Annotated in this window: 13 protein-coding genes; 3 read left to right on the forward strand and 10 right to left on the reverse strand. The window is 49.7% G+C overall.

Translation table 11 applies throughout. The annotated features are described in order from the left end of the window. Positions 1–4: 4 nt before the first annotated feature. From speD to V8F51_RS14900, 6 genes are all read right to left on the reverse strand, one after another. Positions 5–814 carry an adenosylmethionine decarboxylase gene (speD, locus tag V8F51_RS14875; RefSeq protein ID WP_337101061.1) on the reverse strand — a complete coding sequence of 270 codons (810 nt, stop codon included), beginning with the start codon at positions 812–814 and terminating at the stop codon, positions 5–7. A gap of 391 nt (positions 815–1205) precedes the next feature. Then, complete coding sequence (locus V8F51_RS14880; protein ID WP_337101062.1) at positions 1206–3791, reverse strand: metallophosphoesterase; 2586 nt, start codon at positions 3789–3791, stop codon at positions 1206–1208. A gap of 5 nt (positions 3792–3796) precedes the next feature. After that, positions 3797–5062 carry a class I SAM-dependent methyltransferase gene (locus V8F51_RS14885; protein WP_337101063.1) on the reverse strand — a complete coding sequence of 422 codons (1266 nt, stop codon included), beginning with the start codon at positions 5060–5062 and terminating at the stop codon, positions 3797–3799. A gap of 44 nt (positions 5063–5106) precedes the next feature. Continuing rightward, positions 5107–5889, reverse strand: coding sequence for a nucleotidyltransferase domain-containing protein (locus V8F51_RS14890; protein WP_337101064.1), 783 nt, complete (start codon positions 5887–5889; stop codon positions 5107–5109). Between the two features lie 48 nt (positions 5890–5937). Then, positions 5938–7356 (reverse strand): RtcB family protein, encoded by a 1419-nt coding sequence (locus V8F51_RS14895; protein ID WP_337101065.1) that lies wholly within the window; start codon positions 7354–7356, stop codon positions 5938–5940. A gap of 433 nt (positions 7357–7789) precedes the next feature. Further along, positions 7790–8779, reverse strand: a complete 990-nt coding sequence (locus V8F51_RS14900) for a Gfo/Idh/MocA family protein (protein ID WP_337101066.1) — start codon at positions 8777–8779, stop codon at positions 7790–7792. A gap of 157 nt (positions 8780–8936) precedes the next feature. On the opposite strand from V8F51_RS14900, the gene V8F51_RS14905 reads away from it, so the two are divergent. Then, positions 8937–10325, forward strand: a complete 1389-nt coding sequence (locus V8F51_RS14905; RefSeq protein ID WP_337101067.1) for a DUF5808 domain-containing protein — start codon at positions 8937–8939, stop codon at positions 10323–10325. 34 nt (positions 10326–10359) lie between these two features. On the opposite strand, the gene V8F51_RS14910 is transcribed toward V8F51_RS14905, so the two are convergent. The 4 genes from V8F51_RS14910 to V8F51_RS14925 are packed head-to-tail and all read right to left on the reverse strand — an operon-like array spanning position 10360 to position 14361. Next, positions 10360–10953 carry an AAA family ATPase gene (locus V8F51_RS14910; protein WP_337101083.1) on the reverse strand — a complete coding sequence of 198 codons (594 nt, stop codon included), beginning with the start codon at positions 10951–10953 and terminating at the stop codon, positions 10360–10362. Between the two features lie 9 nt (positions 10954–10962). Further along, positions 10963–13047 carry a class I SAM-dependent methyltransferase gene (locus tag V8F51_RS14915; protein ID WP_337101068.1) on the reverse strand — a complete coding sequence of 695 codons (2085 nt, stop codon included), beginning with the start codon at positions 13045–13047 and terminating at the stop codon, positions 10963–10965. 31 nt (positions 13048–13078) lie between these two features. Further along, positions 13079–13573: a CYTH domain-containing protein gene (locus tag V8F51_RS14920; protein ID WP_337101069.1), complete on the reverse strand. Its 495-nt coding sequence runs from the start codon at positions 13571–13573 to the stop codon at positions 13079–13081. A gap of 23 nt (positions 13574–13596) precedes the next feature. Further along, the gene (locus V8F51_RS14925; protein ID WP_337101070.1) at positions 13597–14361 is read right to left on the reverse strand and encodes an AAA family ATPase; all 765 of its coding nucleotides are present in this window, start codon (positions 14359–14361) and stop codon (positions 13597–13599) included. 234 nt (positions 14362–14595) lie between these two features. On the opposite strand from V8F51_RS14925, the gene V8F51_RS14930 reads away from it, so the two are divergent. Further along, positions 14596–14751 (forward strand): Spo0E family sporulation regulatory protein-aspartic acid phosphatase, encoded by a 156-nt coding sequence (locus V8F51_RS14930; protein WP_337101071.1) that lies wholly within the window; start codon positions 14596–14598, stop codon positions 14749–14751. Beyond that, positions 14748–15083: an ankyrin repeat domain-containing protein gene (locus V8F51_RS14935; RefSeq protein ID WP_337101072.1), complete on the forward strand. Its 336-nt coding sequence runs from the start codon at positions 14748–14750 to the stop codon at positions 15081–15083. The genes V8F51_RS14930 and V8F51_RS14935 overlap by 4 nt, the downstream gene beginning before the upstream one ends. Positions 15084–15313 lie beyond the last annotated feature (230 nt).

Consider the following 15313-nt stretch of genomic DNA (forward strand, 5'->3'; position numbering starts at 1 on the left):
GTGATCAGCTCCTTATATTTTTCCCATAAAAGATTTCGTCCATCTCGGACTTCAAGCGGCTCGTAATCTCCTCTTGCTCCATTTGCGTCAGCTCGTCCTTCGTGTAGCCGAACAAATAATTGTTCAGATCGAATTGCTTCAGCTTGCACTTCGTATGAAATACGTTCTCCTGATAAATATTGACGTCGATCATATCGTACAGGGAGGCTTCTTCCTTCGGAATATAATTTTGGATCGAATTGATATCGTGATCAATGAACAGCTTATCTCCGTAGATATCTCTCGTGAATCCCCGCACACGGTAATCGATCGTCATAATGTCCGTATCGAACGAATGGATCAAGTAGTTGAGCGCCTTGAGAGGCGAGATTTCACCGCAGGTCGATACGTCGATATCTGCTCGAAACGTGCTGATTCCTTCGTCCGGATGGTATTCAGGGTACGTATGGACCGTAATATGGCTCTTATCGAGCTGCATGACAACCGAATTCGGAAGCGGACCCGGCGACTCCTCGAACGACTCCGTCGGCACCTCGACAATCGGCCCTTCCGATACAAGCAGCGTTACGCTTGCTCCCTGAGGCACATAATCCTGCTTTGCGGTATTGAGCACATGAGCGCCGATAATATCGGACACGTCATTCAATATTTTCGTCAGCCGATCCGAATTGTATTGCTCGTCGATATAGGCGATGTAAGACTCTCGCTCCTCTTTCGACCTCGTATAACAGATATCGTACATATTGAAGCTGAGCGACTTCGTCAGGTTATTGAAGCCATGCAGCTGTATTCGCTGTTCATGCGTTAGCTTCACCTTGATCCCTCCTTTTCCTTCCTAACTACTATTACCCAATAATTAGAGAGCGATGCGAATATTGCTTTGTTACACGCAAAAAAACTACGGCGACTCAATTAGGAGCAGTCGGCTAACGGACATAAATGACCCTAATTGCCATTATTCGACCGCCGCTGCATCGTAACGGACACGACAAACGCTAATTGCGCCAATCGAAGCGATTCCGCTGCCAAACACACCTGTAAGAGGCTTATTTGTCCGTTAGTACAGTTAAAAGCGCAAATCAAACCCATAAGGGTCTCTGGTGTCCGTTAGTATCAGCAACCGAGGGTTGATTGTGCCGGCGTAGAAAAAAAGCATCCTGCACCCGGACCAGCCGAGATGCAAAATGCTTTATGCTTTCTCATCGTTACAGCCTCGGATCGATTTCCTTCTCCTTGGCTGTCTCGAACAGCAGCTCAGCTGCCGCCGCTCTATAGCTCTCATTCGCCGTGTTAATATCGGCGAACGGTATCGCGAGCATCCGATTGCCGAGGCGATGCTCATTGAGCGACGTCCTCGCCTTAAGCTGAATGTTCTTCTGCTTCATTAGCTTGCCGTACTTATGCGGAAAACGATAATCGTATCCGTAAATGATCGACAAGTACTCTTTATTCCGAACCTTCATATAAGGCAGCGTCCGCTCCTCCCGCTCCTCCGGTTTGATGACGACCCCCTCCATATGTTGCTCTACCGTCAGCTTGGAGAAGTAGCGCTCTGCTGCCTCATAACTCCCCGCCTCCGACAAATCAAGCACAACGAATTCGTCATCCGATAAGAACCGGTACATCTCCGAAGTCGGCCAATCCGGCAGCAGCTCTTCGCCGTTCTGGTAAACGACCTTAAGCAGCGCAAACGGTTTATACGATAGCTCGCCCGCCTCGGCATACAGTTCAAGCTGCTTCTTGTACGTTTCATAAGCGTCAATATGCTCGTGGAGCGGAACATGCTTTCCTCTCAGATCGGCAACATGCTTATAAGATTGGTAGATGTTTGCTCCATACTTCTCGCTAAGCACGTTCTTCGCCAAATGATGCTGATCCTTCTCGAAGCCGCTTTCTTCATAAGCCTGAAGCAGCTTACCCAATGCTTCGTCGAAACCGCTCCCGGCGAGATGAGCAAGCTCCGTCTCAAGCGCCTTGCCTATCGGCTTGAACTGACGCTGAATGAGACCGTCGCCAAGCACCAGCCAAGGAAGCAGCTCTCCGTCAAGCAACAGCAGTTCGATCTCATTTTTCTCCATATAGGATCCGAGCTTGCCAAGTAAAACCTCATACACCGGTGCCATATCGACCGCATTAATCTTGTATCCATTGCGGCTGACAGCGAAGCACTGCTCAAGCTCTCTGTGCAAATACACATTGCATCTAGAGCCCATATACTTCGGCTGCAGCACGACCTTATGAATGCCGCGATTCGCAAAATAATCCAGTCCGCGCGCAAGAGACTCCAGCTCTCCGGCAGCTTCGTCCTTATCCGCAGGCGACATTGTTCCCGATACAAAGTTAATCTTATTGTTCGAAATGTATTGCAGCCTGCGCGAATCCTCGTCGCTAAGCTCCTGCAGCGATACTTTGCGTTCCTCCTTGAACAAAAGCGGCAATGGCTCATCCGAAATGACCGCCCCGGCCTTCTGCGTCTTGAAGAAAAGTTTATGCGCCAATATGACTCCTGTTAGCGCGTTGCCCTGCACAACGCCAGTATCGATATGAATCTTATTTTTGATACGGAACGACTGCTGCGCCGCAATATGGCCGAACAGATGATACGGATGGTTGCCTACCGCATCCCGCTTCAAGAATGGCAGTTGCTCTTCGAGCGGCTTGTCGCGGTCAATGCGGAAGTTGCGTTGATGGCGCTCCGAATCGCTATCCAGCTTACCAATATACTTGTTCTCGCAAGGCGCATGCGTCACATAAAACGATGGCGTACGCGTACCGATCAGTCGATAGAACGACTTCGACAATGAGACCAGATGGTCGAACTTGGCGAGCAGCGGCTTATCCTTCGAGAGCGTCTTCGTCGAATCGAAAAAGTGATCCAAGAGCTCCTGCTCCACTCCCTTGATATCGCCTTTCATATACTTGCTGACGAAATTCTCATGGTTGCCCATCACGAACAGGAAGTTGTCTTGATTGTCATAGAGAAACTCGATAATCTCTCCCGTTCGACCGCCCTTATCAATCCAATCGCCTGCAAGCAGCACTTTCGTATTTCGAGTCTTGTCCGTATGAATAAGCCTATTACCATCCAGCTCGAAACCAAAGCTAACGAGCAGTTCTTTCAACTCATCGACACATTCATGCACGTCGCCAACGACGATGTATTTGCCATCTTGCGGTAACGAGCACGAAATCAATTCATCCTTATTCGTGATGTTAACCTTATACTCCGGATTAACACCGCCATCGACCGGCGACAAGAAGTCATTCGCCCTCACTTTATGAATCTTGCCGTATTGCTCCCTTGCCAGCGAACCGAGCACTTCTTTGCGCAGCCGATTAATATGGGCTGTAATCAGCTTCTTCGAACGCTCTGAGGCGTAATAATCTTCCCGCTTCTTGTAGTCGAACAGGATAACCTCTAGGTTATAATGATTCGCTTTCGCGATTTCCCGAACCTTTTCCCTAAAGTCTTCAGCAAGTCCAGTCGTATCGACAACAACGAAGTCCGCGTTCACCGGGAATGAAGTCACCATACGCAGCCGCTCGTACAATAGCTGGAACGCTTGAGCGCTTGCCTCAAGCATCACTTGGTCGTACTTATCGTATTCATAGCCAAGCAACTCCTGCCGAATGCCGTCGGAGGACAAATATTGAACGTTCGCCTTCACGCCGCGCGCTGCATCCTCGAAGCCGAGCTGAGGAATAAGAACATGCTTCGCAAACGTCGTTTTACCGCATTCCGTCGATCCGATCAACATAAATATCGTATGAACCTTCGTCGTTATTTCCACTGTTCCTATTCCCCCCTCTTCCTCAAAATCGCGCCTTGCGTCGTCCGCACACCATTCACGCCGTCGCCAATCGCAACGAACTCGCAGGTTACACTTAGCGGTGCTATAATACGATGCAACCACTGCTCGAACTGGGTGCGTCCCATTTCCCATTTATGATCGTCATGCCGGAAGTCCTCCAGCTCGTAATACGTATTGAAATCCGCGTTAGGCGTCGTCAGCACAAAATGATCGAAGTCCACGCTCCCGCATATTTGTACAATGAGCGCGGCAGCTTCTTCTTCGCTCATATGCTCGATCACCTCGGTCATGACGACATCGACTCGCTCCCCATTGTATTGTCCGACAAAATGGTCAATCGACGGGTACGTCGCGATATTGTCAATGTCTTTGGCTTGCGCCTTACGCTGCACGATTTCCAGCAATGGCTCGTTAATATCGATCGCGTAATAACTGTCTTCGATCTTCGCCGCGAATGGAATCGCGTAGAAGCCTTCGCCGCAGCCGACGTCCACGATCGCTTTATTGAACGGCAGCACGCCGCCGATGAAGCTTCGCCGTTGCTGCGCCGTACCGCCGAATTCGAAGCTGATCGCATAACGATCCGATTTCTCCAGCTCGGCTTTATACTTCTTGAATCGCTCTCTTGTCGAAAGGAAGTTCCGGGCGAATAGGCTGCGAATGTAGAACGGCGCGTCGATCAGCTGGACGCTCTTCATATACTTCACGATCAAGTCATCTGAAAGATCGAGATACTCCTCGCCGAACAACGCTAGAAACAAGCAAAGCACGCTGGCGACATGCATCAGCTGATGCAGGCTTTTCCCCGTTTTGATCGTAAGTGAATAGCTCTTGTGAGCAAGATGCTCCATTTCGAACTTGAAGCCTTGCATATGTTTATTGAAAAACTCAATATAACGCACAAGATGAATATGAATCATATTAATATGAAGCGTATGCTCATAACCTTCTACATCCCGCGTATCCTGCGCCTTCAGCGGCGCCGAGAAAAACTCATTGATCGCCGCAAGCGGGAACAGCGGTGTATTGTAACGGGATACGTTCAAGTATTCGAAGTCGTCCTTTGCGTGTTTTTTGAACGAAACCTCATTATCCGCATCCTTGAAGTAAACATGGAACGTCGATGGCTCGCTGTACCAGCCGTAGGCGATTCCTTTCCTTACAGCTCGAAGCATCATGCCCGCATTCGGATTTTTCTTAATCACGAACGACAGATCAGGATTGCTCGAGCTCAGTTGTACGATTGCCATCTCTTATTTCTCCTCCTGTGTATCATCCACTATCCTTGTTGGCTCTAGTTCCATACTTCCTTCAATACCTGTCGGAACAGATCATCGAGCTTATCGCCTTGCAGCGTCTCCGGCGCTTTATGAGCAGAAGCCGTTTTCTCGAAGTAGGCAAGCTTGCTCTCTATGTACGCGTTGATCACTTTGAGCTGCGGCTCGTAATCGAGCTCGTCTCCGGCCTTCTTGCGCGCAAGCATCTCCTCCACGACTGTACGAAGCTCGCTTCCCTCTGCCATATACGTCCTGACGAGATGTTCGAATTCCATCGGCGGCATCGTTCCTTCGGTATCGATCCATTCGCAAGCCAGGAGCGGCCTCAGCACGTAAAAATACTTTTTGATTCTGACCTGCTCACCCTGCAAATACTCTCGATAGTTGCCTCTAGCCATATTCAGATAGTGATGCATACAGGATTTCGGCGAAAAAGATAACGGCGAGATCTCTCGAATCCGATTCGCTACCGTGCTATTCTCGAAATACGGTATCGGCGACTGAAGCCACTCGAGCAGCGGCGGGTTGGACTTGCGGAATAAACCAAGCGCCTTCTTCAAGTCCCAACCGCTAATGTCCAGCATGTCGCTGATCGGCCGTTCGATGACATCTCTGCCGCTGAATATAGACAAATACCATTCAACCGGCCTTACATAGATGAATCTCACATCGTAATCGCTGTCTTTGGAAGGGAAGCCCCAAGCCCGGCTTCCCGATTCGCATGCATATAAGATTCGAACATTTTCCTCCCGCTCTATGTCGCCTAACTGCTGCAAAATTTCATAACGGACTTCGGTCATTAGGGTCACTTCCTCTTCTCTCTTCTATTAATAATCGTTCGTTCTATCCTATACGCCCTTCACCGTTGCGAGCGGCTTGCACTTCGCGACTACGCTGGCGAGCCCCGCGCCTACGACGCTCTCAATAATCTGATCGACATCCTTATAAGCTTGAGGGGACTCATCGATAAGTGACTCGAGCGAGCGCTGATTAACGACAACCTCATCTTCCTCGCCGACACGCATGGCCGATGCGAACTCATCTACAGTGATGAGCCGCTTTGTCGCGCTGCGCGACCGAATGCGTCCCGCTCCGTGGCAGATGGAATGAAAATTATTTTTGCCGCCCTCGCTGCCAACCATAATATACGAGGATGTTCCCATCGAACCTGGAATGAGCGCCGGATGGCCCGTAGCCGCATAAGGCTGCGGATTGTCAGGATGTCCTGCCGGCAGTGCTCGAGTCGCGCCTTTGCGATGAACGAAATAATTTGCTCCGTCATGCTGCTCCTCCCATGCGTAATTGTGCATGAGATCGTATAGCGTGCTCATCTCGAACTTCGAGCCGAACACTTCCTTGCCTGCCTCGCGAATGGCATAGGCTATGAGATGGCGATTGACGACGGCGTAATTCAACGAGGAATAAAGCAGATTCACATACATCTCGCCAAGCGGGTGGGACAGCGGGGCGTATACGAGATTCGGATCGGCCGTGCCTATGCCTTCGGCCCGCATCATCTTCGCAATGTCATTGCTGCAGTACTGGCTGACCGATCCGCCCCAAGCCCTCGAGCCGGAATGGATCATGACGGCAACCTGGCCGTCGAATAGGCCCCAGCTCTGCGCAATATCGCGGTTCTCCTCCGCAATCTCAATCGCTTGAATCTCCGCGAAGTGATTGCCTCCTCCAAGCGTCCCTAACTGACGGTGAGAGCGATGCCACACGACCTCGGGAAACCGATTCAGCGCTTCCTCATCGAAGCTGAACTTGCTGCTCTCGACATGGGTGAGCGAGCTTGCTTTGCGCGGCGTATATGCGTCAGGGACATATTTCTTCGGCAGTCCATGCAATCCCTTCTTCAGCACATGCTCCAGCCGAATATCGGAGAAGTGGCCCCTTGCGTGCTCTTCAGAAGGCAAATATTTATCAATCGCCTTCACCAGCTTGCGCCGCAGCTTAATATCTCGTAATTCATCCTTGTGCATATTCGTTAGATGCACCCGCATGCCGCAGCCAATATCGCTGCCGACAATAGACGGCGACACATACCCGTTCTCCGCTTGCCATACGGCAGTCGTTCCGATACACGTTCCTACTCCGACGTGAACGTCCGGTGTATAGCTCATATAAAATTGATTCGGAATTTGCAAATTGTTGTTCGCCATTTCGAACACTTTGTAATCAAGCGCGGCGAACAATTCGGGTCCGGCATACACATGCACCTGTCCCGCTGGCAGGCTTACCTGCTGATAATACATTTCTTTCATAACTTCTCTAACCCTCTCTGTGACGGAAATGAACGCAAAAAAGCCGCAGACGATACTCATCGTCCACGGCTTCAATACGCCTATGCTTCTGCTACTTCGCAACAAATTTCAATAAGCGCGAAATATTAGAAAGCAGTCGAGGGCCCCGATGAGGCCGACGATATGGACAAGCTATTAAGCTGTAATTGATGCTGTGTTTCGACAGGTAGATTGTAGCTGAACATAATGGTCGGCCTCCCTTCATTTGATTCTCATCATAATAAAGCCAACATTTGGGTTTTGTCAAACTATTTTTAAAATAAACTTGTTCGCACACGTTAGGTTACCGCGAAACTATTCTTTTTCCGCAGGACGCCATCCATCGACCGAGCTCACCGATTGATGCAAAAAAGACTGCTCCTAAGAGCAGTCTCAACCATGCAGTGACTTATATTTAAGCCTTTGAATCGGCCGGGAACACAAGCCCCAGCTGCTTTCTCGCCTCATCCATGACTTCCATGGCCAGCATAGAAGTTGCGAGCGAATTAATCGCCGATTCCGTCTTACCGGCTTCGACCAACTCGATAAATTCCTTCGCCTCGTAATACATCGAATTTCCGGAGGTCGGCTGCGACAGGTCTTCCTCTCTGCCGTCGCGGTACTGGATGACGACCTTCTCCGGTTCGCTGATCTTATCGATAAGAATGCTGCCGTTCTCTCCCTGAATCTCGGAAGGAAGCGAGGATTGTGTTATTTTCGAATACATAATAACCGCATCCATGTCCGCATACTTCAGGAGCAGGCTTCCCTCGCCATCAACACCCGATTCTAACATAACACCTGTCGCCTTCACCTCATCAGGCTTGCCGAACAGCGCTACGACTTGATAGATGCAATAGATGCCGATATCCATGATAGCGCCATTCGAAAATGCAGGATTAAACGCATTAAGCACCGTGCCCGCCTTATAAGCATCGTATCTGGAGGAGTACTGGCAATAGCTCGCAAAGAAACGGCGCACCGTTCCGATTTTGGACAAATGCTCCCTAACCGCTGCCGTACCCGGCATGAATGTTGACTTCAGCGCCTCCATCAGCAGCACGCCGTTCTCTTTCGCCGCCGTAATCATCGCGCCCAGCTCCTTCGCGTTGGAAGCGATCGGCTTCTCGCACAATACATGAATGCCATGCTTCATACATTCAATCGCATACTGTGCGTGGTACGAGTTCGGACTCGCAATATACACCGCGTCGATCTCTCCGCTTGCCGCCATGGCAGCTATATCTGTATATGTATTTGGAATTTCGTGCTTGGCAGCGAACTCCTCCGCACGCTCCGCCGTACGTGAATAAACCGCCGTTAATTGAAATGAATCAACCTCGCGCGCTCCGTCGATAAACCGTTCCGTAATCCAATTCGTTCCGATAACTCCGAATCTAACCATCTAATTCCCATCCTTACTGCGTTTTAATTGTGGTTAAAAACTTTTAATCTTAAAAAACCGTGCACCTAGAAGTATAAATGTTCGTATAATAGGAGTAAAGCTTGCGGCTGCTTAAATGCTACAACTCATCGTAACCATAACCAGGAGGCTTGCATATTTGGATAAATACATACTTTTCATCCCGATCCTTATCACTTACATCATCGTGCTCCTCATCTATTTTGGCCAAAATAAACCGAATGGCAGCATCCTATTCGGGATTACGCTTCCCCAGGAAGCACTAGACGACAAGCAGTTGCTCGATCTGAAAACTTTGTACAACCAATCGTATACTGTATACTTTACGATTGCCTTGCTTGCAGTAATTCCATTGTTCGGTCTTACCAGTTTCTTCTCCTTGTCGCTTATTTACACGCTAATGTGGCTAGCCGTCTTTCTGTACACATCGAGGCTGCCCTTTATCCGCGTCCATCACGGAGCCGCTATGCTGAAGAGGGAGAACAAATGGTTCATAGGCGAGCCGCGTACGGTTCGGATCGACGAAAAAATTAGCAGTTTAACAAAAGCGGCACTATTATCTGCTTACTGGTTCGCCATACCTATAGCTGTCGCATTAGGGTTCATCATCCTGTCATTCCAACAATCGGACATGCTGCTGCGCATGACGGGAGTAGCGTCTCTGGCCATAACATCCATCTTATTCGCTCTCTCGGCCGCATTTACGAGAATGAAGCCAAAATTGTATAGCGAGAACAAGATCGTTAACGAGGCAATCCATTCATCCGGCAGACGGTATTGGTCTATTTTATGGTTGTCCATGGCGATCTTCGAGAGCGGTTGCGCAATTACGGGCTACCTGATATTATCCGAGGGCAGCTCTTCGACCTTTGTATTTTGGCTCATCGGCGTTTTGCTCGTTTCCCTGGTCCCAGTGGCCGGAATTCTGTTCGTTCATAACAAGCTCGCCATGCTTACATATGACATTGCCCATACGGATGGTCAAAGCGTCCTTATCGACGACGATCAATATTGGCAGAACGGCTCCACCTATTATAATCCGAACGACCCGTCGGTCATGGTGCCGAAACGAGTCGGTATCGGAACAACAATCAATATGGCTACTAGGACAGGCAGAAGAATTCAATACGGAACGATTATCGTTTCTTTGGCCATCATCCTCCCACTTAGCGCTTTTGCCATTAAGTCGGACTATACAGGACCTGTACTGAGCATTGAGAATAGCGGACGTATTGCAATTGATTATTCGCCTTACGATTTCGATTTCCCGCTGAATGATGTGGTCGCGATTACGCTTGAAGACACCGTTCCTTCGGGCTTTCGCACGAACGGCATGGCAACCGCTGCTTATGCAAGAGGCAGCTTCACGTTAGACTCTCTCGGCAAGACTAAGCTGTACATTTACAAAAACAAACCGCCTTACATCATGATCAAACTGCCTTACACCTACATCATCTATAACGAAAATGACCCTGCCAAGACGCGAGAGCTTTACGCCAGTCTCGTTGCTGCAAGCAAACAAGGATGACCCTCAGGGTCATCCTTGTTTGTTTCAAATACGGCTACTTCGCACCATAGACGAATTGCTCCACCAGGTCTATCGTCTGCTCGTTAAGCTCACCCGAGTTGTCGAAATAAAGCACGGAACTTGCAGGAATGCTCCATTTCAGCTCCCGCGATGCGAGCGACGTTTGGCTGAACGTTTGCCAGTGCATAAGCTTGTATTGATCGAGCGGCAAGCCTCGCCTTGCGATTCGCTCATAATGCTGTCGATCGTCCTTAAGCTGGACGAACACAACCGAGACCTCGACATCGCTTAGCGTTGCTCCGATCCTCGCGAGCTCCGTCTCAATCCACTTTGGATCGTCCGTCTCCTTCGTAAAAGGACCAATGACGAGCGCATCGTTCCCGATCGCTACATTCTCCAGCGCTGCGTCCATCGTAATCCGATAGCCGAGATCACGGCAGAGAGCCTTGTAGGCCGCCGAATCCCGGTCGTCCGGGTCTAATCCTGCCTGCGTCATCAGAGCAACCGCAGCGGGACGCAGCATCGTGTCCATATCGAATAGAGCCGCACCGCGTCTCGACGCCAGCCCCTTCGCCAACGTTGTCTTGCCTGCCCCCGCACCGCCTACAAAAAACACGAGTTTTCTCATCACACTTGTCTACTCCTTACCCGTTCGCTTCTCGATAACGATGAAGCAGGTACTGTCCGGCAGCGGTACACGCGCGCCATCTTCGCCATACAGCTCTACCTTGTCAGCCAGCGCCTCGGTATAGCCCGCTTGCAAGTAATGGCTGCTCGTCACTATTCTAGCGCTGCTACCTAACGTCAGGCGAATGAAATCATGATAGCCGTTCGGCGTGAAATAGCCGAACTGCTCCTGTACCTCATGCACATAAGCTTCTTCGCCCCATGTGTACGTATATAGAAACTCCATCGCATCGTTAACCGGCATGCGCACCTCATTGTCGCCGAGTTTCTCAAATACGATTTTGCGGCCTGCGAAGTCTTTGCTGTAACGCTCCAGGCGTGGCACCGCATCTGGTTGCAGAAAGCGGAGCCTTCTCGTCAGCTCAGGAGGATCAGTCATAATGCCGTCGCGAATAATGATCCGGCCGCCTTCCGAGAGGACATCATATGCGCTGCGCAGTGCTGCCGCGATCGTATCATAATTGAACTTGCTACCGTTATAAGGGACGTAGGAGTACAGCTCATGAATGATAGATGAGAAAATAACGCTATCTATGCTGCCCGGCTCTACGTAATCCTTCAGATTCAGCGCATCGCCCTGCATCACTTCCCAGCGGTGGCCTCCAAGCTGCTTCTTGCGGTTCAGCGCTTCTACAACATTGGTGGAAATATCAATGCCAATCGCTTTTTTGTCAGGCAGTCGTTCCTCAATTAAATCAAGCAACACGCCTCCGCCTGGGCCGATATCAATGACGCGATCGCCGACGACGTAGTCGAGTATAATTTTTTTGTAATCCGCCGTTTGGTTCATGTCGGCTAAGTACACCTCTTCGTTGTGGAAACGGTCGTACTTGTCCCTGCGCAGCTCGAACAGATCGTACAGCAGCAATACCGCTCGCTCATACAACGGCGATTTCTCGGCCTCCACACAGAAGGCGATCAGCTTCTCCGCTGCAGCCGAAAATTCGAATTCGACAAACAACGTATCCAGAAGCTCTTCGTTCTGATTCAGCTTATGCTTTAGATGCGGATTGCTCTGAGTCAGCTGACCCGCTCGAATCGCGTTCCACGTGAGCTCATTCATATACTTCTCGATAATTCTCTGCTTGTAGACGTTAATTTTCTTCTCGCCGCGATAGTCGTAATACATGACATTCATCAGCCGCTCGAAGCTAATATGCCGCACATCACCGAGTCCTTCATGACGGCCGACGATTGCGATCGCCTTCAGGAAGTGCTCCAATGAGAAGTCCTGCATCGCGGGCTCCGCGTACCAGAACGTCTTCTCGTTTAGCGGCGCTAGAAGCTCCTGCAATCCATGAGCTTGATCGAGCTTAGCATATAGATCATTGAACGCTTCGCCCCGCTTAATCGACACCGTGCGCATTCTTCGCAATCTCTCTTCCATCTGCTCCAGCCTAGGTGTTCGCTCAATCAACAGCTCATGAATTCGCTCGGCTACTTCATCGCTCACGGCATCCCATAGCTCGGGCGCTACCGCACCGATAACACAATGGTTAAGCTGGAGCAGCATCTGCTCCAATTCCACTGCCGTCAGATGCCCCTTATTCACGATCTCGAGCAGAACAGATCCCTCGGACTGCGGAATCTCGCCCCGAATTTGTTGCCCGATCAGCCCATGCGCCTCGATAAGCGAGGCAACAATCGCTGCACTTCCGCTAGGCTCCCCTTCGTTCAAGGAACGTTCATACAACTGGGCTGATCCGCTATTATGGACAAAAATATGAATGCCTTCCGACTGCCATAGAATACGATCCTTGATTGTGCCGCCTTTGGCCGTCTCCGACCATGCAAGCACCTGCTCCAGCGTGTCCTTCATCCAATACGATAACGGCTTCGCATCGAGAATGCGCAAGCTTCTCTCCACATAATCCAGCACTGGATTAGCATTCTTTAACTGCTCAAGCGAGCGTATGCGCTCCACATTAACGATTCTTTCTTCCGCAGACGTGAGATAATAGAGCCAAGGATATTGATCCTGACTGACCGCTTCACCGTGGCGGTAAGCTTGGATAGCTAACAGCGATTGCAGCATAGGGTACGATTCCTCCGTGTCCTAAATGAATTTATTTCTTTTGCAACTGTCGCCATACCGTCTTATTGCTGTATTGCCGTTCCTCGCTGATGTCCTTGCCGAACCACTGAGGCGCTTCGAACGCACGCGCTTCGCTCTCGGATTCGAACTCGATCTCCAGCACGGTAAGCTTAAGCTGATCATAGATGTCAATCTCAACAATCATACCGTTCCATTCCGCGGTAACGCGGTTTTTGGTAAGCGGCACAGCTTGAAAAGCGTTAACGACTTGCTCATAGATCGATTCCGTAATGCTGTATTCAATCTCCTCGCGCGCAAGCCCGTTGCCTTGCTTGAACGTATGCGTGAAGCTAAGCTCTCCCGTCACCACATCCGTGATTTTACGGACGCGCAGCTCCTGATTCACATCGAGCGCCAAATAGGTTTGTTCAATCCGCTGCTCGGTAACGACTTGAAATTCACCTTGCTGGACCAAGCTTTCTACCGTTTCTTGCAGTAAAAATTTACGTTCAATTTCCAATGCCATCTCGTCTCTCTCCTTTTGCTAATTCAATCCTCTTCGTCGAACAACTCTCTTAACATCTTCTCTTTATGATTGAGAAACTGCTTCATGATCAGGTAGTGCTCCGTCTCCTCCATTGTCGTAAGCTTTATCCCCTCTGGACTTAAGCTGTAGACATAGGAGTCCGGATAGGCCATTAGAATCGGCGAGTGGGTCGAAATGATGAATTGGGAGCGCTGCTGTACAAGCTCATGCATGCGCGAGAGCATTGCCATCTGCCTAAGCGGCGATAAAGCAGCCTCCGGCTCGTCCATGATATAAAGGCCGTTCCCGCCGAAACGGTTAAGAAACGCTGCAAAAAACGACTCGCCATGCGACTGCTGATGGAGCGATTTGCCCCCATATGAGTCAATGACACGGCCGCCAAATCCAGGCTGACGGTCCATCTCGTCAATATTGGTCGCCAGATTGTAATAGCTCTCTGCCCGGAAGAAAAATCCGTCTCTCGGTCTCAATGCGCCTCTCACCGGTCTTATATATTCATGCAGCTCGGAATGTGTCGCTTCCGTGGAGAAAGAGAAATTAATCGTTCCGCCCTCCGGGTTGAATCCGAGTGCAATCGCGATCGCCTCCATCAAGGTAGACTTGCCCATCCCGTTCTCGCCGACGATGTAAGTCACCTTTGGATGAAAGTCGAGTCGTTCCAATTCTCGGATCGCGCTGAGATTGAACGGATACTTGTCGAAGGCAGGTATGAGATCACGAAGCAGACTAACGCTTCTAAGATAAAGTCCCAATTCGCTTTTTGCCATCAGGCTAGTCCTCCTGCGTTATTTCTGCCTTTCGCCGACTCTCAATTTATCAATCGATTTCGGTTAATAGGTCTAGCTCTATTGTAGCAACGAATAGCCTAGTTTCACAAACCCTTCTCGACTAGCGAAAATAGTTCTAGCAAATGGAACTTATGGCATTTATCAGAGCATATTACATTGCGCTAAAATGGTACTATTACGTTAATCGCAACAATAAGTGGATGAGGTGGCTTAATGGACATTCCTTTGGAACAACGGCTTGAGCAGCTCCGAAATCGTCTAATTCTATTATCGGCTAATAAAGAGCTATGGCAGGATAACGAGATTGTCGAGCTGTGTCGGCAAGTCGATCAACTCGTAAGCGAGATCCATAGGAACAGAGGGCAATGATGATGCAAGGGGCAAGCAACGAACAACGAGATGCAGAAGTAGACGAGGCTTTATTTACAGCCGTTCTTCATAATGACTATTCCAGAGTGAGAGTGTTATTGCTTCAAGGAGCTGACGTCAACTATTCCAATGAGATGGGGATCACGCCGCTCATTGCCGCCGCACTTCATGAGAATATGCGAATCGTATATGTACTCATCCAATGCGGCGCAGAGATCGAGTTGCCTGACCGCGTCGGAGATACCGCTCTAGACTACGCAACTCGTCATGGAAGAACAGCCATGGCAAGGCTGTTGAAACGGCTGCTTAGCGAAAAAAACAACCGCGCTTAAATACACTACTCATTATACAACCGCTGCTTGTTTGAAAACACAAAAAAAACCTTGAAGCATAAAGCGCTCAGGTTTTTGTTAGTAAGCATGAATGCTTACACCTTGAAAACTGAATATGAACGTTTTGAATGAATGCTTTAGCTGTTGCCTATAGGTTGTATGGACCATATAAGCCTTTTAGGATAAGCCCTCGACCGATTAGTATTCGTCAGCTACACACATTGCTGTGC

Source organism: Paenibacillus sp. YIM B09110, assembly GCF_037167145.1.
GTDB lineage: Bacteria > Bacillota > Bacilli > Paenibacillales > Paenibacillaceae > Pristimantibacillus.

Excerpts from the sequence above, each read along its gene's own strand:
- V8F51_RS14920 (WP_337101069.1), bottom strand. The coding sequence starts at position 13,573 with ATGGCATTGGAAATTGAACGTAAATTTTTACTGCAAGAAACGGTAGAA.
- V8F51_RS14910 (WP_337101083.1), bottom strand. The coding sequence starts at position 10,953 with ATGAGAAAACTCGTGTTTTTTGTAGGCGGTGCGGGGGCAGGCAAGACA.
- V8F51_RS14890 (WP_337101064.1), bottom strand. The coding sequence starts at position 5,889 with ATGACCGAAGTCCGTTATGAAATTTTGCAGCAGTTAGGCGACATAGAG.
- V8F51_RS14915 (WP_337101068.1), bottom strand. The coding sequence starts at position 13,047 with ATGCTGCAATCGCTGTTAGCTATCCAAGCTTACCGCCACGGTGAAGCG.
- V8F51_RS14930 (WP_337101071.1), top strand. The coding sequence starts at position 14,596 with ATGGACATTCCTTTGGAACAACGGCTTGAGCAGCTCCGAAATCGTCTA.
- V8F51_RS14895 (WP_337101065.1), bottom strand. The coding sequence starts at position 7,356 with ATGAAAGAAATGTATTATCAGCAGGTAAGCCTGCCAGCGGGACAGGTG.
- V8F51_RS14885 (WP_337101063.1), bottom strand. The coding sequence starts at position 5,062 with ATGGCAATCGTACAACTGAGCTCGAGCAATCCTGATCTGTCGTTCGTG.
- V8F51_RS14900 (WP_337101066.1), bottom strand. The coding sequence starts at position 8,779 with ATGGTTAGATTCGGAGTTATCGGAACGAATTGGATTACGGAACGGTTT.
- V8F51_RS14935 (WP_337101072.1), top strand. The coding sequence starts at position 14,748 with ATGATGATGCAAGGGGCAAGCAACGAACAACGAGATGCAGAAGTAGAC.
- V8F51_RS14925 (WP_337101070.1), bottom strand. The coding sequence starts at position 14,361 with ATGGCAAAAAGCGAATTGGGACTTTATCTTAGAAGCGTTAGTCTGCTT.